Origin of the sequence: Paracoccus bogoriensis (genome assembly GCF_019431455.1) — a bacterium.
Lineage (GTDB): Bacteria > Pseudomonadota > Alphaproteobacteria > Rhodobacterales > Rhodobacteraceae > Paracoccus > Paracoccus bogoriensis.
This window is the reverse complement of the sequence record NZ_JAHYSR010000033.1, coordinates 1-24,938: the sequence shown is the minus strand read 5'-3', so window position 1 is coordinate 24,938 and position 24,938 is coordinate 1. Positions and strand designations below refer to the sequence as shown.

General features: G+C 64.8%; 30 protein-coding genes, 1 tRNA gene and 2 pseudogenes. 22 read left to right on the top strand and 11 right to left on the bottom strand.

Annotated elements, in window-relative coordinates; all coding sequences use genetic code 11:
- Window positions 1-21 precede the first annotated feature (21 nt).
- Together KY389_RS13935 and xth are read left to right on the top strand one after the other, a co-directional pair.
- A complete protein-coding gene (locus KY389_RS13935) occupies window positions 22-345 on the top strand; it encodes a HesB/IscA family protein (protein WP_219831592.1) in 324 nt (107 codons plus the stop codon).
- Window positions 346-400: 55 nt separating this feature from the next.
- Complete coding sequence (xth, locus tag KY389_RS13930) at window positions 401-1,186, top strand: exodeoxyribonuclease III (protein ID WP_219831591.1); 786 nt, start codon at window positions 401-403, stop codon at window positions 1,184-1,186.
- 6 nt (window positions 1,187-1,192) lie between these two features.
- Here xth and KY389_RS13925 read toward each other — a convergent pair whose 3' ends face one another.
- The 4 genes from KY389_RS13925 to KY389_RS13915 all read right to left on the bottom strand — a co-directional run bounded on the left by KY389_RS13925 (window position 1,193) and on the right by KY389_RS13915 (window position 4,582).
- Window positions 1,193-2,080 carry a cation diffusion facilitator family transporter gene (locus KY389_RS13925; RefSeq protein ID WP_219831590.1) on the bottom strand — a complete coding sequence of 296 codons (888 nt, stop codon included), beginning with the start codon at window positions 2,078-2,080 and terminating at the stop codon, window positions 1,193-1,195.
- A gap of 185 nt (window positions 2,081-2,265) precedes the next feature.
- Window positions 2,266-2,595, bottom strand: a complete 330-nt coding sequence (locus KY389_RS13920; protein ID WP_219831589.1) for a hypothetical protein — start codon at window positions 2,593-2,595, stop codon at window positions 2,266-2,268.
- Entirely contained in the window at window positions 2,595-2,726 is a 132-nt protein-coding gene (locus KY389_RS15690) for a hypothetical protein (protein ID WP_281426541.1), read from the bottom strand. Before KY389_RS15690 ends, KY389_RS13920 begins: the two co-directional genes overlap by 1 nt.
- The gene (locus KY389_RS13915) at window positions 2,726-4,582 is read right to left on the bottom strand and encodes an extracellular solute-binding protein (protein WP_219831588.1); all 1,857 of its coding nucleotides are present in this window, start codon (window positions 4,580-4,582) and stop codon (window positions 2,726-2,728) included. The genes KY389_RS15690 and KY389_RS13915 overlap by 1 nt, the downstream gene beginning before the upstream one ends.
- 264 nt (window positions 4,583-4,846) lie before the next feature.
- Here KY389_RS13915 and KY389_RS13910 point away from each other — a divergent pair, with 264 nt between their 5' ends.
- Window positions 4,847-5,629: a 3-hydroxybutyrate dehydrogenase gene (locus KY389_RS13910; RefSeq protein ID WP_219831587.1), complete on the top strand. Its 783-nt coding sequence runs from the start codon at window positions 4,847-4,849 to the stop codon at window positions 5,627-5,629.
- Between the two features lie 247 nt (window positions 5,630-5,876).
- On the opposite strand, the gene KY389_RS13905 is transcribed toward KY389_RS13910, so the two are convergent.
- Both KY389_RS13905 and KY389_RS13900 read right to left on the bottom strand, forming a co-directional pair.
- A complete protein-coding gene (locus tag KY389_RS13905; RefSeq protein ID WP_219831586.1) occupies window positions 5,877-6,263 on the bottom strand; it encodes a baeRF12 domain-containing protein in 387 nt (128 codons plus the stop codon).
- A gap of 47 nt (window positions 6,264-6,310) precedes the next feature.
- The gene (locus KY389_RS13900; RefSeq protein ID WP_219831585.1) at window positions 6,311-7,519 is read right to left on the bottom strand and encodes a pyridoxal phosphate-dependent aminotransferase; all 1,209 of its coding nucleotides are present in this window, start codon (window positions 7,517-7,519) and stop codon (window positions 6,311-6,313) included.
- A gap of 72 nt (window positions 7,520-7,591) precedes the next feature.
- Between KY389_RS13900 and KY389_RS13895 the strand changes: the two genes are divergently transcribed.
- The 3 genes from KY389_RS13895 (at window position 7,592) to KY389_RS13885 (ending at window position 8,872) form a co-directional block, all read left to right on the top strand.
- The gene (locus KY389_RS13895; protein ID WP_219831584.1) at window positions 7,592-7,942 is read left to right on the top strand and encodes a helix-turn-helix domain-containing protein; all 351 of its coding nucleotides are present in this window, start codon (window positions 7,592-7,594) and stop codon (window positions 7,940-7,942) included.
- A complete protein-coding gene (locus KY389_RS13890) occupies window positions 7,935-8,246 on the top strand; it encodes an FAD assembly factor SdhE (RefSeq protein WP_246588143.1) in 312 nt (103 codons plus the stop codon). Before KY389_RS13895 ends, KY389_RS13890 begins: the two co-directional genes overlap by 8 nt.
- Window positions 8,247-8,347: 101 nt before the next feature.
- Window positions 8,348-8,872 carry a MarR family winged helix-turn-helix transcriptional regulator gene (locus tag KY389_RS13885; RefSeq protein WP_219831583.1) on the top strand — a complete coding sequence of 175 codons (525 nt, stop codon included), beginning with the start codon at window positions 8,348-8,350 and terminating at the stop codon, window positions 8,870-8,872.
- A 56-nt stretch (window positions 8,873-8,928) separates the two neighbouring features.
- On the opposite strand, the gene KY389_RS13880 is transcribed toward KY389_RS13885, so the two are convergent.
- Window positions 8,929-9,357 (bottom strand): VOC family protein, encoded by a 429-nt coding sequence (locus tag KY389_RS13880; protein ID WP_219831582.1) that lies wholly within the window; start codon window positions 9,355-9,357, stop codon window positions 8,929-8,931.
- A 198-nt stretch (window positions 9,358-9,555) separates the two neighbouring features.
- Between KY389_RS13880 and thyX the strand changes: the two genes are divergently transcribed.
- The gene (thyX, locus tag KY389_RS13875) at window positions 9,556-10,464 is read left to right on the top strand and encodes an FAD-dependent thymidylate synthase (protein WP_219831581.1); all 909 of its coding nucleotides are present in this window, start codon (window positions 9,556-9,558) and stop codon (window positions 10,462-10,464) included.
- Here the strand turns inward: thyX and KY389_RS13870 are convergent, their stop codons facing one another.
- The gene (locus KY389_RS13870) at window positions 10,465-11,034 is read right to left on the bottom strand and encodes a retropepsin-like aspartic protease family protein (protein WP_219831580.1); all 570 of its coding nucleotides are present in this window, start codon (window positions 11,032-11,034) and stop codon (window positions 10,465-10,467) included.
- Window positions 11,031-11,651: a MarC family protein gene (locus KY389_RS13865; RefSeq protein ID WP_219831579.1), complete on the bottom strand. Its 621-nt coding sequence runs from the start codon at window positions 11,649-11,651 to the stop codon at window positions 11,031-11,033. Before KY389_RS13865 ends, KY389_RS13870 begins: the two co-directional genes overlap by 4 nt.
- A gap of 191 nt (window positions 11,652-11,842) precedes the next feature.
- On the opposite strand from KY389_RS13865, the gene KY389_RS13860 reads away from it, so the two are divergent.
- From KY389_RS13860 to KY389_RS13795, 14 genes are all read left to right on the top strand, one after another.
- On the top strand, window positions 11,843-12,106 hold the full coding sequence (locus KY389_RS13860) for a twin-arginine translocase TatA/TatE family subunit (RefSeq protein WP_219831578.1): 264 nt from the start codon (window positions 11,843-11,845) through the stop codon (window positions 12,104-12,106).
- A gap of 19 nt (window positions 12,107-12,125) precedes the next feature.
- On the top strand, window positions 12,126-12,617 hold the full coding sequence (gene tatB, locus KY389_RS13855) for a Sec-independent protein translocase protein TatB (RefSeq protein WP_219831577.1): 492 nt from the start codon (window positions 12,126-12,128) through the stop codon (window positions 12,615-12,617).
- 1 nt (window position 12,618) lies between these two features.
- A complete protein-coding gene (gene tatC / locus KY389_RS13850) occupies window positions 12,619-13,476 on the top strand; it encodes a twin-arginine translocase subunit TatC (protein ID WP_219831576.1) in 858 nt (285 codons plus the stop codon).
- A complete protein-coding gene (locus tag KY389_RS13845; RefSeq protein WP_219831575.1) occupies window positions 13,473-14,315 on the top strand; it encodes an ATP-binding protein in 843 nt (280 codons plus the stop codon). The genes tatC and KY389_RS13845 overlap by 4 nt, the downstream gene beginning before the upstream one ends.
- A 48-nt stretch (window positions 14,316-14,363) precedes the next feature.
- Window positions 14,364-15,668, top strand: a complete 1,305-nt coding sequence (locus KY389_RS13840) for an XRE family transcriptional regulator (protein WP_219831574.1) — start codon at window positions 14,364-14,366, stop codon at window positions 15,666-15,668.
- A gap of 70 nt (window positions 15,669-15,738) precedes the next feature.
- Window positions 15,739-16,098: a response regulator transcription factor gene (locus tag KY389_RS13835; RefSeq protein ID WP_219831573.1), complete on the top strand. Its 360-nt coding sequence runs from the start codon at window positions 15,739-15,741 to the stop codon at window positions 16,096-16,098.
- A 33-nt stretch (window positions 16,099-16,131) separates the two neighbouring features.
- Window positions 16,132-16,482 (top strand): hypothetical protein, encoded by a 351-nt coding sequence (locus KY389_RS15510; RefSeq protein WP_246588142.1) that lies wholly within the window; start codon window positions 16,132-16,134, stop codon window positions 16,480-16,482.
- Window positions 16,472-19,141, top strand: a complete 2,670-nt coding sequence (locus KY389_RS13825) for an ATP-binding protein (protein ID WP_219831572.1) — start codon at window positions 16,472-16,474, stop codon at window positions 19,139-19,141. Before KY389_RS15510 ends, KY389_RS13825 begins: the two co-directional genes overlap by 11 nt.
- A 163-nt stretch (window positions 19,142-19,304) precedes the next feature.
- Window positions 19,305-20,339, top strand: coding sequence for a FliM/FliN family flagellar motor switch protein (locus KY389_RS13820; protein ID WP_219831571.1), 1,035 nt, complete (start codon window positions 19,305-19,307; stop codon window positions 20,337-20,339).
- Between the two features lie 100 nt (window positions 20,340-20,439).
- A complete protein-coding gene (infA, locus tag KY389_RS13815) occupies window positions 20,440-20,658 on the top strand; it encodes a translation initiation factor IF-1 (protein WP_096430625.1) in 219 nt (72 codons plus the stop codon).
- A gap of 91 nt (window positions 20,659-20,749) precedes the next feature.
- Window positions 20,750-21,292, top strand: a complete 543-nt coding sequence (locus KY389_RS13810) for a Maf family protein (protein WP_425517200.1) — start codon at window positions 20,750-20,752, stop codon at window positions 21,290-21,292.
- The gene (locus tag KY389_RS13805; protein ID WP_219831569.1) at window positions 21,289-22,347 is read left to right on the top strand and encodes a ribonuclease E/G; all 1,059 of its coding nucleotides are present in this window, start codon (window positions 21,289-21,291) and stop codon (window positions 22,345-22,347) included. The genes KY389_RS13810 and KY389_RS13805 overlap by 4 nt, the downstream gene beginning before the upstream one ends.
- The gene (locus tag KY389_RS13800; protein ID WP_219831568.1) at window positions 22,347-22,517 is read left to right on the top strand and encodes a DNA gyrase inhibitor YacG; all 171 of its coding nucleotides are present in this window, start codon (window positions 22,347-22,349) and stop codon (window positions 22,515-22,517) included. Before KY389_RS13805 ends, KY389_RS13800 begins: the two co-directional genes overlap by 1 nt.
- Before the next feature lie 98 nt (window positions 22,518-22,615).
- A tRNA-Phe gene (locus KY389_RS13795) sits at window positions 22,616-22,691 on the top strand.
- 201 nt (window positions 22,692-22,892) lie between these two features.
- Here the strand turns inward: KY389_RS13795 and KY389_RS13790 are convergent.
- Both KY389_RS13790 and KY389_RS13785 read right to left on the bottom strand, forming a co-directional pair.
- On the bottom strand, window positions 22,893-23,234 hold the full coding sequence (locus KY389_RS13790) for a site-specific integrase (protein WP_219831567.1): 342 nt from the start codon (window positions 23,232-23,234) through the stop codon (window positions 22,893-22,895).
- 11 nt (window positions 23,235-23,245) lie between these two features.
- Window positions 23,246-24,229, bottom strand: a pseudogene (locus KY389_RS13785) (integrase core domain-containing protein); the annotation flags it as partial.
- A gap of 105 nt (window positions 24,230-24,334) precedes the next feature.
- Between KY389_RS13785 and KY389_RS15505 the strand changes: the two are divergent.
- Window positions 24,335-24,823: pseudogene (locus KY389_RS15505) on the top strand (IS110 family RNA-guided transposase); the annotation flags it as partial.
- Window positions 24,824-24,938: the final 115 nt, after the last annotated feature.

The following is a 24,938-nucleotide window of genomic DNA, read 5'->3' as shown; positions in this document are numbered from 1 at the left end:
GGTCGAAAACCGGAACGCCCCATGAACCTGCCGCCGAAAGTCACCGAACGCGCCTTTGAACGCCTGGCCCAGATCAATGCCGGCAAAGAGCCGCAGCCCCTGCGGGTCGCGGTCCTGGGCGGGGGGTGCTCGGGGTTTCAGTATGACATCCGTCTGGACCAGCCCGCCCCCGACGATCTGGTGCTGGAGGGCGCGGGCCAGCGGGTTCTGGTCGATCCGGTTTCGCTGCCCTTTCTGGCAGGCGCCGTGATCGACTTTTCCGAAGAGCTGATCGGGTCGCGCTTCGTGATCCAGAATCCCAACGCCTCCAGCAGCTGCGGCTGCGGCACGTCCTTCTCGATCTGAAGGCGGGCTGACGGCGGGGCTTGCCAAGCGGCATGGCCGCGCGCATGGTCGCGCCATGAAAATCGCAAGTTTCAATATCAATGGCGTGAAGGCCCGAATGGATGCCCTGACCGCTTGGCTGAGCCAGACCGATGCGGATCTGGTCGCGCTGCAGGAGATCAAGTCCCTGGACACGGCGTTTCCGCGCGCCCATTTCGAGGATCTGGGCTGGCAGGTCGAAACGCATGGTCAGAAGGGCTTCAACGGTGTGGCGATCCTGTCGCGGCTGCCGCTGGAGGATGTGACGCGCGGTCTGGCCGGCGATGAGGCCGATGAACAGGCCCGCTATATCGAGGCGACCGTCACCGGCGACCGATCGGTGCGGATCGCGGGGCTTTACCTGCCGAACGGGAACCCCGCGCCGGGGCCGAAATACGATTACAAGCTGGCCTGGATGGAACGCCTGCGGCGGCGCGCGGCAGAGTTGCTGAGCCTGGAAATGCCGGTGGTGATGCTTGGCGATTACAACATCATCCCCGAGGCCCGCGACGCGGCCAACCCGCAGAACTGGGTCGAGGACGCGCTGTTCCGCCCCGAAAGCCGCGCCGCGTTCCGCGCCATCCTGCATCAGGGCTGGACGGATGCCATCCGTATCTGCGACCCGTGGGGGACACGTGGGCCCTTTACCTTCTGGGATTATCAGGCAGGGGCGTGGAACCGCGATGACGGTATCCGCATCGACCACCTGCTGTTGTCTCCGCAAGCTGCCGATCTTTTGACCGAAGCCGGGGTCGAGCGCGAGGTCCGCGCGGGCGACAAGCCAAGCGACCACGTGCCGGTCTGGGTGCGTCTGGCCGTCTGAAGCGCGTCAGATCACCAGAACGCCAGAGTGCTTGGCCTTGTGCTCGGGCTCGACATGAATGGTAATCTGGGCATCAGGCAGATTTTCCTTCAGCGCGGCCTCGATCCGGTCACAGATGTCATGTGCCTCGGCCACGGTGGTCTGACCGTCCACGACCAGGTGAAAGTCGATGAAGGTCGCGCGACCTGCATGGCGGGTGCGCAGGTCATGCGCCTCGATCGCGCCTTCGGCCCGGTCCGAGATGATCTGGCGGATCTCGGACAGGGAACGGTCGGACACGGCCTCGTCCATCAGGCCCGAAACCGATGCCGTCACGACCTTCCAGCCGGACCACAGGATGTTGACGCCGACCAGCATGGCCAGGATCGGATCAAGGATCATCCAGCCCGTCGCCAGCGCCAGCCCGATCCCCGCAAGAACGCCCAGGGACGAGATTACATCGGTCATCAGGTGCTTGCCATCCGCCACAAGGGCGGGTGAACGCCGCCGGCGCCCCTGGCGGATCAGCACCCAGCACCACAGGCCATTCAGGGCCGACGCAAGGGCGTTGACGGCAAGGCCCAGTCCTGGCTGTTCCAGCTCGCGCGGCGATTGCAGGGCGCCCCAGGCCTGATGCAGGATCAGCAGCGCGGCGAGGATGATCAGCACGCCCTCAATGACGGCGCTGATGAATTCGGCCTTGTGGTGGCCGTAGGGATGGCCCTGATCCGCCGGGCGCTGCGCCACCCTGATTGCCACCAGCGCGGCGATCGCCGCCGCCACGTTGACGATGCTTTCCAACGCATCCGACAGCAGCGCAACCGAGCCGGTCAGCCACCAGGCCAGCGTCTTGAGCGCAAGAACCGCAAGGCCCAGCAGGATGCTGCCTGCGGCAAGTTTCATCGTGGTTGTCATTGCAGGCCCGGTTGCGCTGATGGCTTCTCTGGTGCCTTTGACAGAAGCGTGGCGCGATCTCAACCTTCCGATATAACGGGTGTGACTGACTGGCCAATCCATGTCACTGGCGCGTGCGGGGCGTCAGGGCCTCAGCCTGCCGCATCCGCCGCGCCCGGCTGGGCCGGACCGCAGTGAGCGCGCAATCAATCTTCGTCTTCCTGATCGTCGCCAAAGGCCGCGTCGTCGGCGAACTCGTCCTCGCCCTCATTGACGTATTTGGCGCTGAGGCTGATCGAGTGATTGTCGTGGATCGGGTCCATGACCACGTCCGAGGGAATTTCCCCGGCAAGCCAGTCGCGCAGTTCCTCGCGGATGTCCTCGATCTCCTGGCCGGTCGCCTCGGCCAGATAGGCGATGAAGGCGCGCTGGTCGCCGTCGATCTCGTCAAGGTCGGATTCGTCGGCCTCGGGCCATTTGTCCAGGATCGCTTCGTAAAAAGCCGGCCAGTTGGCGGCCACATGATGCCATTTCATCAATATCCTCCTGCGGGGATGCCACCCTGAACCCAACGCGCAACCCCGGTGATGTCCTCGCCGATACCGGCAATCGTGTTGCACCCGGCCAGTATGGCACAGGCTGTCACCGTAACAAAAATGATCCGCATCAGTTCGACTCCTGCCACCATGTTTCGGGCATGAAGCCCGGCCAGTCACCATAAAGCGGCGTTCTTTCAGGATATTTCAGGTCCGAGGCATGTGCCAGTCGCGAGATGGGCGAAAAGCTGACAGGGATCACATAGCGCCCTGCTGTCAGAATGCGGTCCAGGGCCTGCACGGCGGCGACGAACTCTTCGGCATCTTCGGCTTGCACCATGCGGTCGATCATTGCCTCGGCTGCCGGGCTGTTCATCCCCATCCAGTTGCGCGTCCCCGGCTCGGTCACGCCCTGCGACCCCCAGTAGAGCCGCTGCTCGTTGCCCGGAGACAGCGACAGGCCGCGTTCATACCAGGCCATATCGAACTGGTAATTGTTCGTCCGCTCGACATATTGCGCGGAATCCAAGAGCGTCACGCGCGGGGTGATCCCAAGCGGCCGCAGCGCTTCGACATAGATGTTCACGATCTGCTGCGTCTCGGACGAGCTCCGCATGGCGGTGCCCGATTGGTTCAGCAGGATCTCGAAGGCGAAGGGCTGGCCCGCCGCGTTGCGCATCTGACCGTCCTGCACGGTCCAGCCGGCCTCCTCCATCAACGCCAGCGCACGGCGCAAGGCAGCCCGGTCCATGGCACGGTCGCTGCCCTCGGGCAGGCTGTAGCCTTCCAGCGTGCCGGGCAGCAGCTCGGCGGCAAAGGGTTCGAGAAGCTCGGCCACATGACCCGTGGCGGGGCCGTGATCCATTCCCAGGACCGAGTTCGAGAAATAGGAGGTGATGCGCGGGTCGGCTCCGCCGTTCAGCGTCTGGTTGATGAAGGGGAAGTTGAACATCTCGATCATCGCCTGACGCACCCGCCAATCGTCAAAGATCGGATTGCGCGTGTTCATCACCAGACCGACGATTCCCGAAGGGCGCTGGTTGGGAATCTCGGACAGGGTGACATCGCCGCGCGCCACCAGCGGAAAATCGTATTCCTGCGCCCAACGCTGCGCGCTGAGTTCGCGCCAGACCGTCACCTCGCCCGCCTTGAACGCCTCGAACATGGCATTGGCGTCGCCGAAGTAATCATAGCGGATCACGTCGAAATTATGCAGCCCCCGCGTCACCGGCAAGTCGTTCCCCCAGTAATCCGGATTGCGTCGGAAGGTGATCGCGCGGCCGGGATCGACGCGGTCGATGACATAGGGGCCCGACCCGATCGGCGGCTCCAGGCTGCTTTCGGTGAAGTCCTTGCCTTGCCACTGCGCCTTTTTCAGGATCGGGCGCAGTCCCATCAGCAGAGGCAGTTCGCGGTCGATCTCGGAGAAGGTGAAGCGGATGCTGCGTTCGCCCGTCTGCTCCATCGAGGCGACCTTGGCCCAGGCCGAATGATAGCGCGGATGGCCCTGGGTTCCGATCGTCTCGTAGGACCACATCACATCCTCGACGGTGACGGGGCTGCCATCCGAAAAGCGCGCCTCGGGGCGCAGCGTGAACTCGACCCACGACCGGTCGGGCGCGGTCTCGACGGTCTCGGCCAGCAGACCATACAGGGTGAATGGCTCGTCGATGGACCGGATCATCAGCGACTCGGTGACATGCACACCGACGCCCCAGGCGGCGTTCCCCTTGAGCACCCAGGGCTTGAGGCTGTCGAATCCCCCCGGTTCGGCCAGGCGAATCGTGCCGCCCCGAGGGGCCGAGGGATTCGCATAGGGCAGGTGATCGAAGCCCTCGGGCAGGGCAGGTTCTCCATAAATAGCAATGCCATGGGCAGGCTCGGCGAGGCTTGCCAGCGGCATTGCTGCAACACCGATTCCCAAGGCCGCGATCACGGGAACGAGACCCCTGATCGCGCAATCGTTAAGGATTCCGAAGATTCGCATCGCCCGCTGCCTCGTTCCGTTCTCTTTGTCGGCGATATCAACAGGCTTGCAAAGGATGCGTCAACCAAGGGGGGAAGAACTCTGTTGGACTCGGGCGAACACTCGCGTATAAATAACGCACTGCTCGATAGGTTTCTTGCCTGTATGAAACCTGCCTCACGACTTGCGCCCGCCTTGTGCGGGCGCTTTTTTTTGCCCATGCTGCGGGCGCGAAACCGGCGCCAGGGCCCTTGCGTTTCGCGGCAGGCAAGTGAGGAGCAGCCGATGTTTCAGAAATTCCTGAAGGGCAAGACCGCCATCGTGACGGGGTCCAATTCCGGCATCGGGCTGGGCGTGGCCACGCGCCTGGCGCGCGCCGGCGCGGATGTGGTGCTGAACAGCTTCACCGACCGCGACGAAGATCACGCGCTGGCCGAAAAGCTGGCGGCCGAACATGGCGTCAGCGTCCGCTATATCGCCGCAGACATGTCCAAGGCCGACGAATGTCGTGCGCTGATCGACAAGGCGGGTGCCTGCGACATCCTGGTGAACAATGCGGGCATCCAGCACGTCGCCGCCATCCCGGATTTCCCGGCCGAGAAATGGGACGCGATCATCGCGATCAACCTCAGTTCGGCCTTTCACACCACGGCGGCGGCGCTGCCGATGATGCGGGCGGCGGGTTGGGGACGGATCATCAACATCGCCAGCGCCCACGGTCTGACGGCCAGCCCCTACAAGTCGGCCTATGTCGCGGCCAAGCACGGCATTGTTGGTCTGACGAAGGTGACGGGTCTGGAAACCGCGCGCGAGCCGATCACCGCCAATGCAATCTGTCCGGGCTATGTGCTGACGCCGCTGGTCGAATCGCAGATCCCCGACACGATGGAGAAATACGGCATGAGCCGCGAGGACGTGATCGAGAAGGTTCTGCTGGAGCGTCAGCCCTCGAAGGATTTCGCCACCACGGATCAGCTTGGGGACACGGCGGTCTTTCTGTGCAGCGACGCGGCCGCCCAGATCACCGGCACGACGATCAGCGTGGACGGTGGCTGGACGGCGCTGTGAAACGGCCGGTTCAGGAACTTGTCATTGCCCAAGACGTTCGGCTGTCAGACCGACACTTGAACGATAAAGGAGACGGGCGATGAAAGGTCTTGTGGCATGGTTTCTGGGGGTGCCGTTTTTCGTGATCATCCTGCTATATCTGTTTGGCATCTTCTGATCACGGCCGGGAACGGTATTCCCACAAAGAAAGGCGCCCCGCGGGGGCGCCTTTTCCTGTTGCCTTTTTCTGTCGGATGAACGGGTTCTGTCAGGTCAGAGCTTGGGCGATGGCCGCGCTGTCGGCGTTGGTCAGCGTCTTGGCCAGTTCGCGACGCAGACGGAACTGAAGCTCCTTGTGGTAATGTTTGCGCATCACGCCAAGGGTCGAGGGGTCGGCGATGATCACGATATCCTCGACCTTGTTCTTCAGGACCAGCCCGTTCAGGTGGCGCGTCAGTTCGACCGCGAAGGCGGCCTCTTCCGCGTCGCGAGGCGTGTTGATCTCGTCCAGTTCCGGGGTCGTTGCCGGATCGGCAAGGCTTTCGGGCGTGATGCGCCGGGCGTCCGTCAGATCAATGCCGTGGCGGGCCTGGTTGCGAAAGAGGGTGGCGGAATGGCCGTCGGCCACCACGACAAGCGCGTTATGGGGCAGCATCGGGATTCTCCTTCTTGCTTCTGCTCGCCCCGTCCCAACGCGCCCGGTCAGACGGGGTTGCAGCCTTCGCAGAACCGGCGGATCCGTGCCACCGCCTCGGTCAGGCGTTCGTCGCTTGTCGCGTAGGAGACGCGGAAATGCGGGCTGAGCCCGAAGGCCGCGCCAAAGACCACCGCCACGCCTTCTTCGTCCAGCAGCGCATCGGCGAAATTCTCGTCGCTGTCGATGCGCCGCCCGCTGCGCGAGACCGTGCCGATCAGCCCCGCGATCGAGGGATAGACATAGAACGCCCCCTGCGGCACCGGGCAGTCCAGACCGGGACAGGCGTTCAGCCCGGCCACGACCAGATCGCGGCGGCGCTGGAACACGGCGCGGCTGTCGCGGATATAATCCTGCGGCCCTGTCAGCGCGGCCTCGGCGGCGTATTGGCTGATCGAGCAGGGATTGCTGGTCGATTGCGACTGCAGCATCGCCATCGCCTTGATCAGTTCCTGCGGCCCACCGCCATAGCCGATCCGCCACCCGGTCATCGCATAGGACTTGCTGACCCCGTTCATGGTCAGCACCCGGTCCTTCAGGCGCGGCTCGATCTGGGCGGGGGTGCAGAATTCGAAATCGTCAAAGACCAGGTGCTCGTAGATGTCGTCGGCCAGCACCCAGACCTGAGGATGTCGCAGCAGAACGTCGGTCAGCGCCTTCATCGCCCGTCGGTCATAGCCCGCCCCCGACGGGTTCGAGGGCGAGTTCAGGATCAGCCATTTCGTGCGCGGCGTGATTGCGGCCTCCAGCGCTTCGGGGGTCAGGCGGAAACCCTGATCGGCGGGGCAGGGGACGACGACCGGCGTGCCGCCCGCCAGCAGCACCATGTCGGGATAGCTGACCCAGTAGGGCGCGGGGATGATCACCTCGTCGCCCTGATCCAGCGTCGCCATCAGGGCATTATAGAGGATCTGCTTGCCGCCCGTGCCGACCGTGATCTGCGACGGCGCGTAATCCAGCCCGTTCTCGCGCGCGAACTTGGCCGCGATGGCGCGTTTCAGCGAGGCTGTGCCATCCACCGGTGTATAGCGGGTATGGCCGGCATCAATAGCGGCCTTGGCGGCATCGCGGATCGTCTCGGGCGTGTCGAAATCGGGCTCGCCCGCCGACAGGGCGATGATGTCGCGGCCCTCGGCCTTCAGTTCGGCCGCCCGGGTCGTCATGGCAATGGTGGGCGAAGGCTTGATCTGGTCGAGTCGGGCGGACAGGATCGCCATGGCGGGCCTTGTATTTGTCATCGTGCCCGGCAAGGCTTACGATGCCCGCGATCAACGGGCAAGGATGACAGGATGGATAGCGACATCTATGGTCAGACCGTGGCAACCTTGGGCGACCGGCTGACCGCCGCGCGCGAGGCGGCAGGTCTCAGCGTCGAGGCTCTGGCCGATGAGCTGGGTGTGCGCCCCGAAACGCAGCGCGGATGGGAGGTCGATCAGGCCGAACCGGGTGCGTCTCTGATTGGCCAGATCGCCGCAAGGTTGGGGGTGACATCGCAATGGCTGTTGACGGGCGAGGGCGAGCCGCCGCAAGAGAGATCGCGACAGGTCGCGCTGCTGGACGAACTGGCCGCGCTGCGTGCGCTGCTGGCCGAGGCAGAACAGCGCATCGACCGTTTGCAAGAGGCGCTGAGCCATGGATAAGACCACCTCTGAATCGCCCGAGCACCGTCTGAAGCGGCTGCACATGCGCAGCTGGCGTCGCGGCACAAAGGAGATGGACCTGATTCTGGGGCATTTCGCGGACGACCGGCTGGCCCGGCTGGAGGCCGCCGAACTGGACCTCTACGAGCGTCTGCTGTCGGAAAACGATCAGGATCTCTATTCGTGGATCACTGCGCGGATCGGGGCCAGGACCGCGACCGGGTCCCGCCCGCCCGATGCTGCCATGGAGCCGATGCTGGACGCGATCGCCGCCCATGCCGCAGCGCGTTTTGCCGCTGGCTAAAATTTTCTGCGTTTGCGCGCGGAATGCTGTGCGCGATTAACCGGTAATTCGACTTTTGCTGTCATCGTCGGGTCATGACGAACATGACAGGACGGCGAAAGATGCTTGCCCATGCCCCACAGAACCCGCGACCCGCTTTCGGTCTGCCCCAGGACGAATCCCCCTCGGACTCGTCCGAGGCCTATCTCGAGGCGCTGCGCCTGCTGGAACGGATGCATCGGCTGATGCTGGATCTTGTCAAGGACGAATTCGAGCGGCTGCGCCAGACGGATCTGACGCCCGTTCAGGCGATGATTCTCTATAACCTCGGCGAGGCCGAAGTCAGCGCGGGCGAACTGCGGTCGCGCGGGATGTATCAGGGCTCGAATGTCAGCTACAATCTCAAGAAACTTGTGACGATGGGCTATGTCCACCACGAGCGATGCGATCAGGACCGCCGCTCGGTGCGGGTGCGCCTGACGGCCGAAGGTCAGCACATCCGCGAGATCGTGCGTCAGCTTTTCCTGCGTCACGCCAAGGGGCTGGAAATGTCGGGCGTGCTGGACGATCCGCCGTTGGAGGACGTTAACATGCAGACCCGCCGCATTGAACGCTTCTGGAGCGAGCAGATCCGATACATCTACTGATTCTACTGATACTGATGCCATCCCGGCGCGACAGGCACGCCGCGCCGGGGCAGGCCTTACCAATGGCCGGTATTTTCCATGCTGGCCCAGGGCTCTTGTGGCGGCAGGTGGTCGCCCTCCTGCAGCAACTCGATCGAGATGTTGTCGGGGCTGCGGACAAAGGCCATGTGCCCGTCGCGCGGCGGGCGGTTGATGGTGACGCCCGCATCCATGAGGCGCTGGCACATCTCGTAGATGTTGCCGACGCGATAGGCCAGATGGCCGAAGTGGCGGCTGTCCGAGGGCAGCCCGTCATCGCCATCCCAGTTGTAGGTCAGTTCGACCGGGCATTCCGGCTGACCGGGCGGCGCCATGAAGACCAGCGTAAAGCGGCCCTTCTCGTTATCGACGCGGCGCGTCTCTTCCAGGCCCAGCAGGCGAAAGAAGGCCATGGTCTTGTCCAGATCCTTCACGCGGACCATCGTATGCAGATAGCGGATCTTCATGGGGTCTCCTGTTGTCGCGCGCATGTTGTCGCGCACAAAGGCTGGCATGGCGCACCGCCGGGTGCAACCTGGAGCATCTCAAAGGTTGCCCGCCACCCTGTCGCAGAGGTTGCCGCAGACCGCATCTTGACTTAGGACGAGCGCACCGGGATCGCTCGAAGGGCGGTCCGTCAAGACCGCCTGAGAGGATCCTTTGCCATGCCCCTGACCCCCGAACAGCAGGCCGAGATCCAGTCCGAACGCGCCGAGCCGCGTCAGACTCTGCGGGCGGTCTCGCCGGGGATGGAGGCGCGTCTTTACACTGCCCATCCGGTCCTGGATCACGGCTTCGTCCGGGTCATCGACTATATGGGCGACGATGCGGCCATCTGTCAGGCGGCGCGCGTCAGCTACGGCAAGGGGACGCGCTCGGTCCAGAATGACGAGGGGCTGATCCGCTACCTAATGCGGCACTGGCATTCGACGCCCTTCGAGATGTGCGAGGTCAAGTTTCACGTCAAGCTGCCGGTCTTTGTGGCCCGTCAGTGGATCCGCCATCGCACCGCGAATGTAAACGAATATTCGGCCCGCTATTCGATCCTCGACCGCGAATTCTATATCCCGCGCGCTGAGCATCTGGCTGCGCAATCAACCCAGAACAACCAGGGCCGCGGCGAGGTGCTGCAAGGCGACGAGGCGCAGCGCGTCCTTGATCTGCTGCGTGAGGATGCGATGCGCAGCTACGATCACTACGAATCCATGTTGAGCAAGGACGGCCAGCAGGGACTGGCCCGCGAATTGGCACGCATGAACCTGCCCGCGAATATCTACACCCAGTGGTACTGGAAGGTGGATCTGCACAATCTCCTGCATTTTCTGCGACTTCGGGCCGATTCCCATGCCCAGTACGAGATCCGCGCCTATGCCGAGCTGATCTGCGACATCGTGGCGGATTGGGTTCCGGCGGCCTTTGCGGCCTTCCGCGATTACCGTCTGAATGCTGTCAGCCTGTCGGCGCAGGGCGTCGAGGCCTTGCGACGGCGGCTTGCAGGTCAGGTCGTGACGCAGGACGATTCCGGCATGGGCGCACGGGAATGGCGCGAATTCGTGCAGATCTGGGGCGAGTGATCAGCGATCGAGCACCAGCACATCGCCCTCGAAGCTGACGCGTGCGAAGCGGCGCAGATAGGACATGCCCAGCAGCGACACGCCCAGATCGCTGTTCAGCACCACCGCGCGCACATCGCGATCAATGATGTCGCCGATGGCGAACTCGCGAATCGTGACCGGCGCGGTGGGCACCTGGCCGTTGGCGGTGGCGGCAAGGCCCGTATAGGTCAGCCGGTCCGGGTCCAGCCCGATCCGGCGGGCATCGTCCGGTGCCAACGCCACGCTGGTCGCGCCGGTATCGATGACGAATTCGACCTCGACCCCGTTCAGCAGCGCGTGGATGTGGAAATGTCCGTTGCGCCCGGCCGGAACCTCGATCCGGTTGCCCTCCAGAACCCGCTGTTGCGGCTGACTGCGGCTCATCCACCAATCGGCGGCGACGGCAAGGCCCGCGAAGATCACCAGCCACAGGAACAGCTGGCGCAGCGCGCGGCCACCCCGGCCCGACAGTTCGAAAAGCATCGCCCCGCCGATCACCACCAGTAGCAGCGTCAGATAAGCCAGCCGGGCAATCTCGTCCCCCGTCATCCGACCAGACCGGTCCCGATCAGCCCGTCGATGACGAACTGGACCGACAGCGCCGCGAGCAGCATCCCCAGAAGACGGGTCACCACCATCGTGCCGGTTCGCCCAAGTGCGCGCGCAAGCGGAGTCGCCAGCGCGAAGAGCAGCAGCGCGATGCCCAGGACCGTCAGCATCATCAGGTTGATCATCACCACATGGCCGATGCCCCGACCTTCGCCCACCAGCAGGATCATCGTGGCCAGCGCGCCCGGCCCGGCCAGAAGCGGCATGGCCAGCGGAAAGACCGATGGGTCGTGACCAGGTGGGTCGGCCTCGGCCTGACCTTCGCGGCGTTCGGTGCGCCGCTCGAACAGCATGTCCAGCGCCGTCAGGAACAGAAGCAGGCCGCCCGCGATTCGGAAGGCAGGCAGCGAAATGCCGATGCCTGTCAGGATCGCCTCGCCCACAAGGCCGAAGAGCATCAGCAGGACCGCCGCCACGACCACAGCCCGCAAGCCGATGCGGTGGCGCTCGGCTGCACTCATGTTCGGGGTCATCGCAATGAAGATCGGTGCCAGCCCAACGGGGTCGATGACCACGAAAAGCGTCACGAAAGCTGTGATGTAGGTCGCCATGTCCATGCGCCCTTATCGCCCGTTCACCGTGCTGTGCCAAGTCGTTGCGCCTGAGGCAGGACAGGCGGGCATCCCGACGTTGGATCGCAGCGCAGCCGCTGGCGTCACCGGCTCACGGGAAAGGGCTTTGCAATCCGCGTTGCGAGAAACTAAATCTGATGCGTGGGCGGTCGGGCCGCCTGCAGAGGGAGTTTCTCATGTTGAACAATATCGGCCTTCCGGGCCTTCTGCTGATCGCGATCGTGGTGCTGGTGCTGTTTGGGCGTGGCAAGATCTCGTCGCTGATGGGCGAGGTCGGCAGGGGCATCACTGCCTTCAAGAAAGGCGTCAAGGACGGTTCGGACGAGGTTGACAGCGCCTCGAGGGACGTGACCCGCGATCTGCCGGGCGCCGTTCCGGCCGATCGAGCGCGCGACGTGACACCGGGGACGACGCCGGTGCAGGGCTCCGACCGCAACTGATCCGCGAAAGGCGCGTCCCATGCTGGACATCGGCTGGACTGAACTGCTGCTGATCGGCATCGTGGCGCTGATCGTGGTCGGTCCCAAGGATCTGCCGCATCTGTTTCATTCGCTCGGCCGCATCACGGCCAGGCTACGCGGCCTGGCGCGCGAGTTCAGTTCGGCCATGGAAGACGCTGCCAGAGGCTCGGGGCTGGATGAGGCGGCGGGAACGCTGCGCGATGTCAAGTCGCTGACCTCCAAGAGGGCGCTTGGTCTTGATGCGCTGGACCGCGCGACAGAGCGTTTCGAGAAATGGGAGCCGGGCCGCCCCGCGCGCCATCAGGACGCGCCAAGGCCCGATCCTTCAGCGCCTGCTCCTCCGATGTCCGCCGCGCCCGACACCTCCGTTGCGCGCCAGCCCTCGGCAAGCGGTTCGGTCCCGGTGGCAGGGGCTGCGGCCGAAGCGGCAGCGCGGAATCAGGGGCGCCGGCTCCATGCCGTGCGCCGCTCTGACATGAAAGATCTGTGACTTGGCTGCAAATACTCCGCAGGACGACGATATCGACGACAGCTCTGCCCCGCTGATCGAGCATCTGGCCGAGCTTCGGACCCGCATCATCTGGTCGCTGCTGGCCTTCATCGCCGCGATGCTGGTCTGCTACACGGTCTGGAATCCGATCTACAATTTCCTGACCCGACCGATCTGCTCTGCGTTGGAGGAGCGCAGCCAGGAATGTGGTCTGATCCTTCTGAAATTGCAGGAGGGCTTTTTTGTCGCCATCCGGATCTCGCTGCTGGGCGGCTTCGTGCTGGCCTTCCCGGTGATCGCCTACCAGATGTGGCGCTTCGTGGCGCCGGGCCTCTACCGCAACGAGAAACGGGCCTTTTTGCCGTTCCTGATTGCCTCGCCAGTGATGTTTTTCTTCGGCGCCGCATTTGCCTATTACATCATTCTGCCAATGGCTTATTCGTTCTTTCTGGGATTTCAGCAGGGGCCGCTGCAACTGCCGGACGATCCGGCGACCACTCAGGGCGCATCGAGCATGGCCGCGATCGTGTTCCAGGGATCGGTCGATGAATACCTGTCCTTGACGACCAAGTTCATTCTGGCTTTCGGCTTGTCCTTTCAGTTGCCGGTTCTGTTGACGCTGATGGGGCGGGCGGGGCTGGTCTCGGCGACAAGTCTGGCCGGTGCGCGGCGCTATGCGGTGCTGGCAATCCTGGTGCTGGCGGCTCTGGCAACCCCGCCTGACGTGATCTCTCAGGTGGTTCTGTTCACGGTGGTCTATGGGCTCTACGAGGTTTCGATTCAGCTTGTCAGTCGCATCGAGAGGCGCCGCGAGGCCGAGTTGCGTGCCCAGGGCCTGTGGGTCGAGGACGAGCCGTGAGCCGCGCGACCCTGGCCCGCATCGCCGACGCGCTGGAGCGTCTTGCGCCGCCGCCGGTGCCGCTGCCGGACCTGACGTCTGCGGATGCCTATGTCTGGCACCCCGATCCCGACCGGCTGGAGCCGGTGGCGCAGGTGGACCGCGTGGACCTGACGCAACTGATCGGCATCGACCGGTCGCGCGACACACTGCTGGCCAACACGCTGCAATTCGCGCGCGGACACGGCGCGAACAACGCGCTGCTCTGGGGTGCGCGGGGGATGGGGAAATCCTCGCTGGTCAAGGCCGTCCATGCCGAGGCCGTGGCACAGGGCCTGCCGCTGATCCTGGTCGAGATCGCGCGCGACGACCTGTCCTCGGTCGGGCGGCTTCTGGCGGTTCTGGGCGCCGCGCCGCAGCACCGCTTTCTGCTTTTCGCGGACGATCTGTCCTTCGGGCATGACGACGCGCAATACAAGTCGCTCAAGGCGGTGCTGGATGGCGGGATCAGCGGGCGTCCGGCGAATGTGATCCTTTATGCCACGTCGAACCGGCGCCATCTGATGCCGCGCGACATGATCGACAACGAACGCTCCAGCGCGATCCATCCCGGCGAGGCGGTCGAGGAAAAAGTCTCGCTTTCGGACCGATTCGGGCTGTGGCTGGGCTTCCACTCTTGTGATCAGGACCAGTATCTGGCGATGATCCGGAACTATTGCGATGCGGCCGGGCTGGTCATCGACCCCGAGACGCTGCGGGCCGAAGCGATCGAGTGGCAGGCCACGCGCGGGGCACGATCGGGGCGCGTGGCCTGGCAATTCTTCTGCGATCTGGCGGGTCGTCATGGCCTGTCGCCCTGACGGCGTATTTCGCTTGTCTCGGCAGGCTGTTGCCGGGTTTGCCGAACCATGAGCGAACGTGGCTCGCTGCATGTTCTGACCGGAACCCGCATCCGCGAGCGGCGGCTTGCCCTGTCGCGCAGGCAGGCCGAGGTCGCGCGGGCGGTCGGGATTTCGCCTGCCTATCTGAACCTGATCGAACATAATCGCCGGCCGGTCACGCCCGAATTGCTGGGCAAGCTTGCGGCGGAATTGCAGGTGCCGCCCGACGAACTCTCCGAGGGTCGCGAAGAGGCGCGCATCGCGGCGCTGCGCGAGGCGGCGGCGCACCCGTCCTCGCAGGGGGTGACGCCGGAACTGGATCAGGCGGCCGAATTTCTGGCCCGCTTTCCCGGCTGGTCGGCGGTGCTGCTGGCGCAGAGCCGGCGCGCCGCTGCGATGGAGCGACAGCTGATCGACCTGTCGGACCGCATGACGCATGACCCCTATCTGCTGGCGGCGTTGCACGAAGTCCTCTCTGCGGTCACATCGCTGCGCTCGACGGCCTCGATTCTGGTCGAGGAGGACGAGATCGCACCGGAATGGCGCGCGCGCTTCCATGCCAACCTGGCCGAAGACAGCCAGCGTCTTTCGCTGACCGCGCAAGAACTGGTCCGCTACGTGGACAGCTTCGAGACCGAGCGCACGCCCCTGACGCCTCAGGAAGAGGTCGAGGCCTGGCTGGATGGCGGGGCAAGTGATCCCGACAGCGCGTCCGAACTGGTCTCGGACGCGGCGCGGGCGCTGGCCTCGCGCATCTCGCGCGAGATGCTGGCCGACCGGATCGCGTTGCCCGATGCCCGCCTGACGGCAGTGCTGAATGCCGCGCAAGCGCGCGATCCGCTGTTGCTGGCAAGCGATATGGGGCTGCCGCTGGATCTGGTCATGCGGCGCCTGGCCATGCTGCGTCCGCCTGGCTACGAGGGCGCGGGCCTGGTCATCTGCGACGGTTCCGGCGCGCTGACCCTGCGCCGCGCCGCGCCCGGCTTTCCGCTGCCCCGACCGGGCGATGCCTGCGCGCTCTGGCCGCTTTATCTGGCGCTGGCGATGCCCCAGACGGCGATCGCGCGTCATGTGCTGACCCCCGAGGGGCGGTTGTTCCGGTCGCTCAGCTTCGCCACGCGCAGCCAGCCTCTGGGGCTGGACGGGCCGGTTCTGCTGCGCGGGCACATGCTGCTGCTGCCCACCGACGGGCCTGCGCCGGACGACGCCTTGCCGGTCGGCCCGACCTGCCGCATCTGCCCGCGTGTCGAATGCCCTGCCCGGCGTGAGCCTTCGATACTGGCGCCTCTGCCTGGCCGCCAGCCCCGAACGACCGGCCGCCTGCGCGGCTGAGACCACGCAGGCTTTGACAGCGGGGCGCTTTCCGGCCCATTATCGGCTCGCGTTGAGGGGGAGGCGCCGGATGGCCATGGACATCCTGATGATCGAGGATGAGCCCAACATCGCCGAGGCGGTGCGGTTCATCCTGACGCGCGAGGGCTGGCAGATCGGGCTGCATGACGACGGTGCCGGCGGGATCGAGGCCATCACGCAGCAGCGCCCGCGTCTGGTGATTCTGGATCTGATGCTGCCGAACCGGTCGGGTGCCGAGATCCTGGGCGACCTGCGCGCGGCCGACGATCCCGATCTGGCGGCGACGCCGGTCCTGATGCTGACCGCGCGTGGCGAAACAGCCGAGGCCGGGCAGCAGGCCGATGCCGTTCTGGCCAAGCCCTTCGCGAATGAGGAATTGCGCGCCATCGTGCGCCAGATGCTGGGATGACAGGGGCGGCGCTGCCGCCCGGAGGATGCGGCCATGCCTGACAAGCCCCTGTTCCTCGAACGTGCCTCGTTTCACCGCCGTCGTCTGGGGGACGCCGCGCGTGTGCTGCCGGTTCTGTCGGCGCTGCTTGTGCTGTTGCCGGTCTGGTGGGCGCCTGCGCTGGTCAGTTTCGCAGGCGGGGTTTTGTGGTTCTTTCTGCTCTGGGCGGGGTTGATCCTGGCGGTCTGGGCGCTGCATCGTGCGCTCTTGCGGGCCGAGGCTGCCACGATCCGGGCCAGCGAGGCCGTCGCTGCGGGTCAGAGCCACCCCGGGACCGGGGCGCAGAGCCACCCGGCGCAAGGCGATGCGCGCCGGAATGCGGGGGACAGCCCGGATGCCCTTTGAGACGCTGCTGGCGATCTGTCTGGCCTATGTCGTCCTGATGTTCGTGGTCGCCTTCGCCGCCGATCGCGCCGCCGCGCGCGGCCATGTCCGTTGGCTGGATCATCCGCTGGTCTATACGCTGTCGCTGTCGGTCTATTGCTCGGCCTGGACCTTCTATGGCGCGGTCGGTTATGCTTCGCGGTCGGGGCTGGAATTTCTGACCATCTATCTTGGCCCGACGCTGGTCTTTACTGGCGCGTGGTGGGGTCTCAGGCGGCTGGTGCGAGTGGCGCGGATGCACCATGTCACCTCGGTCGCGGACCTCGTCTCGGCCCGGTTCGGCAAGTCGAACAGGCTGGCCGCGCTGGTCACACTGATCGCCATCATCGCCTCGACCCCTTATATCGCGCTGCAACTGAAGTCGGTCAGCCTGTCCTTCGAGGTTTTCGCCACCGACACGCCCGCCGCGCCGATCATCAACGGCGCAACGCTTGGCGGCACTGCGGGTTGGGTCGCGGCCGGTCTGGCGCTGTTCACGATCCTCTTCGGCACGCGCAACCTGGCCGCAGACGAGCGCCATCACGGCGTCGTCACTGCCATCGCACTTGAGGCTGTGGTCAAACTGCTGGCCTTTCTGGCGCTTGGCGTCTTCGTGGTCTGGGGGCTGGCCGACGGCCCTGCCGACATCATGGCCCGCATCGCCCGCGCCGCCGAGGCCCCCGAGAATGCCGAAGGCTGGCTTCTGCGCGCCGATCGCTGGACGGTGCTGAACATTGTAGCGGCGGCCGCGATCCTGACCTTGCCGCGCATGTTCCAGGTGATGGTTGTCGAGGCCGCCGACGAAGAGCGTCTGACCATCGCAGGCTGGGCCTTTCCGGCCTATCTCTTCGCCATGTCGCTGTTCGTCATGCCCATCGCCGTCATGGGGCGCGAGCTGCTGCCGGCGGGCGCGAACCCGGACCTCTATGTGCTGACGCTGCCGGCGTCGCAGGGGCAGGACATGCTGGCGATGCTGGTCTTTCTGGGCGGCTTTTCGGCGGCGACCTCGATGGTCGTGGTCTGCGCCATAGCGGTGGCGACAATGGTCTCGAATCATTGGCTGGTGCCGCTGTGGCTGGCGATGCGAAAGACACCCGGGGGCGAGACGACCGATCTGCGCGGCTTCGTTCTCAACGCAAGGCGCCTGGCCATCCTGGCGGTGATGGCGGCCGGCTGGGTCTATCATCAGGCCTCCGAAGGATCGGCTGCGCTGGCCGCGATGGGGCTGGTGGCGTTTGTCGGCATGGCTCAGGTTCTGCCCGCCATGATCGGCGGGCTTTTGTGGCGCGGCGCCAACCGCAAGGGCGCCTATGCCGGGATCGGAACGGGCTTTGTTCTGTGGATGGCGCTGATCTTCCTGCCCTCGATCGGGCTGGGGGGCGATCTGCCGGTTGCGGCCGGAATGGACCCCTGGGCGCTGGCGGTGTTCCTGTCGCTCTCGGCCAATACGCTGGCCTTCATCGCGGTTTCGATCTTCGGCTTTCCCGATCCGGTCGAACGTTTGCAGGGCCTCAGCTTTGTCTCGGCGATCGAGCCGATCCGTCACAGCCGCATGACGCGCTCTGATGATCGCGCCGAGCCCCTGCTGGCCATGGCGCGCCGCGTCTGGGGCCCCGAGGAGGCCCTGCGCTTCTTTCAGGCCGAGGCTCGCGCCCAGGGCAAGTCAGGCTATCTGCCCGACCTGACGCCGCGCTTTCTGACGCGGCTCGAACGTCGTTTGGGCGGCTCGATCGGCTCTGCCACGGCACATGCGATGATCGACCGGGTGGCAGGTGGCATTGCGCTGACGGTCTCGGATCTGCTTCAGGTCGCCGATGAGGCGCAGCGCGCCAAGGAAGAAACGCAGCGCCTGGAAAACGCCCGCGCCGAACTGGCCGTGACCGCCCGGCGGCTGCGCGAGGCCAACGACAAGCTGACCGCGCTGTCGGTGCAGAAAGACGCGTTTCTCAGCCAGATCAGCCACGAATTGCGCACACCCATGACCTCGGTGCGAGCCTTTTCCGAGATCCTCAAGGATCCCAGTCTCACGCCCGAGGAACGCACGCGTTTCGCCGGGATCATCCATGACGAGGCGGGGCGGCTGACGCGCCTTCTGGACGATCTGCTGCACCTGTCGGTTCTGGAAAGCGGGCGGGCGCAGTTGTCGATCTCGGTCGCCAATCTGCACGACCTCATCAACCGCGCGCTCAGCGCCGCCTCGGCCACCCGCCCCGAGCGCAGCTTTCTCATCGACCGCGACCCGAGCAGCGAGCATCTGGGCATCGTCACCGACGCCGATCGTCTGCTGCAAGTGCTGATCAACGTCATTTCGAATGCGCGCAAATATTGTGACGCAGAGCGGCCGGTATTGATCCTTCGGGTCCGCAATCTCGAGGCCGAGGGCGTGATCATCGACATCATCGACAATGGCAGCGGCATCGACAGCGGTCGCCAGACGCTGATCTTTGAAAAGTTCGCCCGTCTCAACGATCCGGCCCGCGCAGGCGGCGCGGGGCTGGGGCTTGCCATCTGCCGCGAAATCATGGCGGCGCTTGGCGGAGACATTTCCTATCTGCCGGGGCAGGGGGGGGCGGCCTTCAGGATCAGGTTGCCCAAACGTCCTCCGGTCGGGACGGCGGCTTCGGGAAGCTCGGCTGCGTAAACGCTTTTTCAATTCTTGGGATGCAGTCTGGCGCGGATGACAGGGGAATCGGGACGCAATGATGATCCAGCACGACGACAGCGGCCGCGATCAGGGGCCCGCGATGCCGCCGCGCGCAATGCCGGGGGTGCTGCGGCGCATTCTTGCGGCAAGGAACCGGAGAATGCGCGATCAAGGGAAGCCGCCGACGCTGCCAAGGGTTGCTCCTGTCACGCCGGCTCGTGCCGCCGCCACGGCATGTGGGCGGGTGGCCGAGCGGCTCTATGGTCTGGCAGTGCGGCCCCTTTCGGTCGAGCCGGGGGCGATAACGCTGGCGGAACTGACCGAATTGCTGCCAGAGCGCGCGCTTCTGGCGGTCTTGCAGGGGCCGGGCGATCATATCGGCACGCTGGCTCTCTGCCCCGAGGTCGTCGCGGCGCTGGTCGAGATTCAGGCGCTTGGCCGTGTGACGGCGCGTCCTGTCGAGCGGCGTCCTCCCACGCGCAGCGAGTCGATGCTGTGCACCGATTTCGTCGATGCACTGATGGCCGAGCTGCAATCCGCGCTGCAGGGTCTGCCGGGATTCCCGCATGTTCCAACGATGCGATTCGCCACCGCTCTGGACGATCCGCGCCCGCTATCGCTGATGCTCGAGGATGGGTCCTTTCGCAGCATCGACTTTCATCTGTCCCTTGGCGGGAGCGAGACCCGCAACGGGCGGATGCTGCTGGTCCTGCCCCCGTCCGAGGATGCCCCTGCCCACAGCACGCAAGAAAGCCGGATCGAGTGCGCGGTTGCCCCTGAAACGCCCGAAACGCCAGCGGCTGCGACCATGCCGGACATTCCGGTCGAGCTGGTGGGCATTCTCTGCCGTCGCACCGTGACGCTTGGGGAATTGCGTGGGCTTGGGGCGGGCAAGCTGCTGCATCTGCCGCGTGTGCGGCTGGCCGAAGCGCGGGTCGAGACGCCTCAGGGCCAGCTTCTGGCCTGCGGCAAGTTCGGTGAATACGAGGGGTGCCATGCGATCCGTCTCCGGGATCCCGATGCCGCCACGGTCAAGGGTAAGGAAGCTGTTCCCAACGCCGCAGAGGTCTTGTCCGGCAGTCCTGATCTGCGGCCGATCACGCCCGAAGCCTCTGAGCCCGGGGACGATTTGGGGCACACCTTCCCGGCCCCTGCACCCCCCATCCCTTTGCCCCTGGGGCGCATCGCCGGATGACCCGCCAGGTCTCGCGGTGCTTTTTTCCTTGAATTCCTGCTGTTGTGGACGCATTTAACAGCCGTCCCGAATCCTGCGGGGCGACTTCAGCGGAGTGAACATGGCCAAGGAAGAAATGCTCGAATTTCCCGGCGTCGTGAAGGAACTCCTGCCCAATGCGACATTCCGGGTCGAGCTCGAGAACGGCCATGAGATCATCGCGCATATGGCAGGCAAGATGCGCAAGAACCGCATCCGTGTTCTGGCGGGCGACAGGGTTCAGGTGGAAATGAACACCTATGACCTCTCCAAGGGGCGGATCAATTATCGCTTCAAGTGACACGGGCGACGTAGACTCGCATGGGGCTGTGACCTCGGTAAGAAAGCGTCCGAGGCTTATCCTGGGATCGGCAAGTCCGAGGCGCCTTGAATTGCTGGGCCAGATCGGGATCGTTCCCGACGCGCTGCGTCCTGCCGATATCGACGAAACCGCGCGTCCGGGCGAGGCGCCGCGCGACTATGTGCGGCGGATGGCGCTGGAAAAGGCCGAGGCGATTGCGCTTGCCTGTGATGAGGCCGTTCTCTGCGCCGACACGACCGTGGCGGTCGGCCGGCGCATTCTGGGCAAGCCCGCAGACCGGACCGAGGCCGCATCCTTCATGCGGCTCATGTCGGGGCGTCGGCACCTGGTCCTGACTGCCGTCGCGCTGCGTCATGCAGGGCAGATCCGTTTGCGCCTGGTCGAGACCAGGGTTCGGATGCGTCCGATCGACGCCGCCGCGCTTGAACAATATCTTGATATCGGGGATTGGCGGGGCAAGGCTGGCGGCTATGCCATCCAAGGTGCGGCCGCCGCCTTCATTCCCTGGATTCAGGGTTCGTTTTCCGCCGTCGTCGGCCTTCCGCTTTCCGAGACGGCGACGCTGCTGGCCTCGGTCGGCATCCATCCGGCGCCGAAAGGACGTGACGCATGAAGGGCAGGCAGGTCGTTCTGGGAACGCTCTTCGGTCAAGAGGCCGCGGCCCTCGTCGAGGATGGCGTGCTGATTGATCTATTGCTCTCGGCCGAGGCACTGACGCCGCTGGCGCCAGGTGCAATCTGTCGCGGCGTCACGGACCGGCTGATGAAAGGGCAGGGCGGTGCCTTCGTGCGCCTGCCTGACGGCTGGACCGGCTATCTGCGGGACCGCAAGGGGCTGGGCGAAGGCAAGCCGGTCCTGGTGCAGGTGACTGGCGTGGCCGAGCCGGGCAAGGCGGTGCCGCTGACCTCGCGGCTGATCTATCGCGGCCGGCATGTGCTGGTGACGCCGGGTGCACCGGGCGTGAACGTGTCGCGCCGCGTGCGCGATCCTGAGACGCGCGACGCGTTGCAGTCCTTGGGCGAAACGGTGCGGGGCGCACGCGATCACGGCTTGATCCTGCGCAGTATCGCTGCCGGGGCCGAACCCACCGAGATCGCCGCCGAGAGTGCGCAATTGCTGGACCTGGCCGATCAGATCGGCGCCGAGACCGTGGGGCCGCCCGAATTGTTGCTGGACGCGCCGGGCGCGCATGAGCAGGCTTGGCTGGACTGGGGCGATCCCGCCCCCGATGCCATCGAAAAGGGCGAGGACAGCTTTGAGCGCTGCGGCGTGCTGGATGCCGTGGACGCGCTGTTGTCTCCGCGCGTGGTGCTGGCTGGGGGTGCTGATGCCTGGATTGAAGAAACCCGCGCGTTGGTTGCCATCGACGTGAATACCGGTGCCGATAACAGCCCGGCGGCTTCGCTCAAGGCGAATATCGCGCTGGCTCGCGATCTGCCGCGGCAGCTGCGTCTGCGGGGGCTGGGTGGCCAGATCGTGATCGACTTTGCGCCGATGCCCAAGCGCGACCGCGGCACGCTGGAACAGGTGCTGCGGGCCGCGTTCCGCAACGCAGGCGGCGAGGTGACGCTGACCGGCTGGACCGCAATGGGTCTGTTCGAGATGAGTCGCAAGCGCGACCGTGTGCCGCTGCGCCGTCTGGCCGACGCTGTGGCAGAGGGTTTGTGATGGCCTGTGCGATCTGCGCCCGTCCGGTTGATCCGCGCTATCGTCCGTTCTGCTCGAAACGCTGCGCCGATATTGATCTGGCAAGGTGGCTGCGCGGCGATTACGTCATCCCCGGAGAGCCGGTCGAGGAACTGCCACCGCGCCATGATGAACCGGCCCCGCGTGATTGAAAAAGCCGCGCGATCGAAAAAAATGCGATTGGGTCTGGACAGCGCCCTCGGCGCTTCGTAAACACCGCTCACCCGACGCCAAGCAGCGTCGCAAGGGTGCCCGGATAGCTCAGTTGGTAGAGCAGCGGATTGAAAATCCGCGTGTCGGTGGTTCGAATCCGCCTCCGGGCACCATTAAAGCACTTGATTTTGCTCGACATTCATGAACAAGCCTCTTAAGGCTTGATAGTTTTCTTGAAGGGTTTGACAACCTGTGATCGGCGTTCGTTCTCCTTTTCCAGTGCTTCCATCGTGATCCGGTTGCGGTCCGCCAAGTTTGCAGACCGGGAAGAGTGGCGGGCCATTGAAGGGTTTTCTGCCCAAGGAGGTCCGCAATTAGGCGTTCCTCAGCCCCGCCTCGCGGAGCGTCGGGGCCATGGTATGCCTCAGTCCTTTGCGAGTCAGGCCGGGTAGCACGACGCCTTCAGCTTCAAGTCCCCTCTTGAAGCGGTGCCAGACCATCGAAAAGCCGTTGTATGTCCAAGGTTTCCCGCTGGACGTGGCAAGGATCGTCACCGCGTCGTGAGCGGGTGCGGCGTCCAAAGCCGCTTGCAGCGTCGTGCCGATAGGAATGGCGATCTCGTGCCCTCCCTGCCCCGGACGCCCCCATACCGTATTATCGTCGATCTGGCGACGTGTCAGCTTGAGCGCGTCGGACGGATCAAGGCCGGTGTTCATAATCTGTCCGCTTAACCTTCTTGGCTGACGAATGACATGACGGTTTCGATGGGTCTTCGGCCCATGTTGCGATATCCGAGATGCGGGCGCTCGGTGTTGTAGAACACGAGCCATGCGTCGAGGTCGGCCTGCAGCGCCTCGACGCTGCGTAGAACGTCTTGCGCATCTTCACGCGGAAGAACTCGTCCAGGACGGTGCCGTTGAAGCGCTCCACGAAGCCGTTGGTTTTCGGCGAGCGGACCTTTGTGCGGCGGTGTTCGATGCCGTTGAGGTCGAGATAGAGCTCGTAGGGGTGCTTCTCGGTCCCGCAGAATTCCCGGCCATTGTCCGTGAGCACGGCCTTCACCGGCAGATCGAGGTTGCGGTAGAAGGGCAGCACGTCGTTGTGCAGCACCGCCACCGCCGCTTCGGGCTGCTTCGAGACGTGCAGAAAGCCGAAGGTGTCCACCACCGCGTGCAGATAGACCTTGCCGACGCCTTTCAGGGTTCCCACGAAGAAGGTGTCAGCCGAAAGAAGCTCCCCCGGAGCCCCTGATTCCACGTGCCTTTCCTTGAAGCAGGGGTTCAGCTTTCCGGGGAAGTCCGCCTGCTCGCCGGTCAGTTCGATGGCCTGCTCGGCGTGCTTCGCCTCCAGCGCCAGCCAGCGGTCGTAGCGCGTGCCCAGGCCGTCGCCAGCGGGCTTGAACCGGTGGCGCCGCGCTGGCGACCGTTCAGGATCTTCTGGATCGTGATCGCCGCCACCCGTTCGCGGGCTCCCTCGAACCGGTGGCGGTCGCCCGTCACCCTTCCAGCGCCAGCATCGCCTCGTAGCGGTTGCAGCCGAAGGACGGATGCTCCAGCGCCCGGATCTTCTCCACCGTCTCGGGCGGGGTGGTCTGGGGGTGGGTCTTGTGGATCGGCGGCAGGTCCTTCAGACCCTCGAAGCCCTGCGTCTGGAACCGGCGCTTCCATTCGTAGAAACTCGTCCGGTCCATGCCGCGCTGCCGGCAGACCTCGTTCGGCGGCTTACGCGGCCCCACTGATGACGTGGATAGCCCCTGCTTCCGTCAGTTCTTGAGGGCAAACTCATGGTTATCGGAATTTTCATCGGGAGGTTCGCAATGAAGACGCAAAAGTCTCACACGGTCAGAACGATCGGCGTCGATATTTCGAAGAACGTGTTCCAGCTCCTCGGGGTCGATGCCGATGGACTGGTGGTGTTGAAGCGGCCACTGCGCAGGGCACAGGTTGTCCGGTTCTTTGCCGGACTGCCGGTGTGCCTTGTCGGGATCGAAGCCTGTGCTGGTGCGCATGTCTGGGCGCGCGAGTTGATCGCGCTCGGGCATGACGTCCGCCTCATGCCGCCCTCCTATGTGAAGCCGTAAGTTCGGCGCCAGAGGACAGATGCGGCCGATGCCGCCGCGATCTGTGAAGCGGTCACACGACCGTCGATGCGCTTCGTTCCGGTCAAGACCGAGGCACAACAGGCCGTCCTGTTGCAGCACCGGACGCGCGATCTGTGGGTCCGGCAGATGACGCAGATCGTGAACGCGATCTGCACGCATCTTGCGGAATTCGGGGTCGTCGCTCCGCTCGGGGTGCAGCATGTCGAGGCACTTTGACCTGTCCCCAAGAATCCGGGCCATTTAAAAGGAGAGTTTGTTCTTATAACGTTCGTGAGAACAAGGAGAACAGACGATGCGCAAATCACGTTTTACCGAAGAA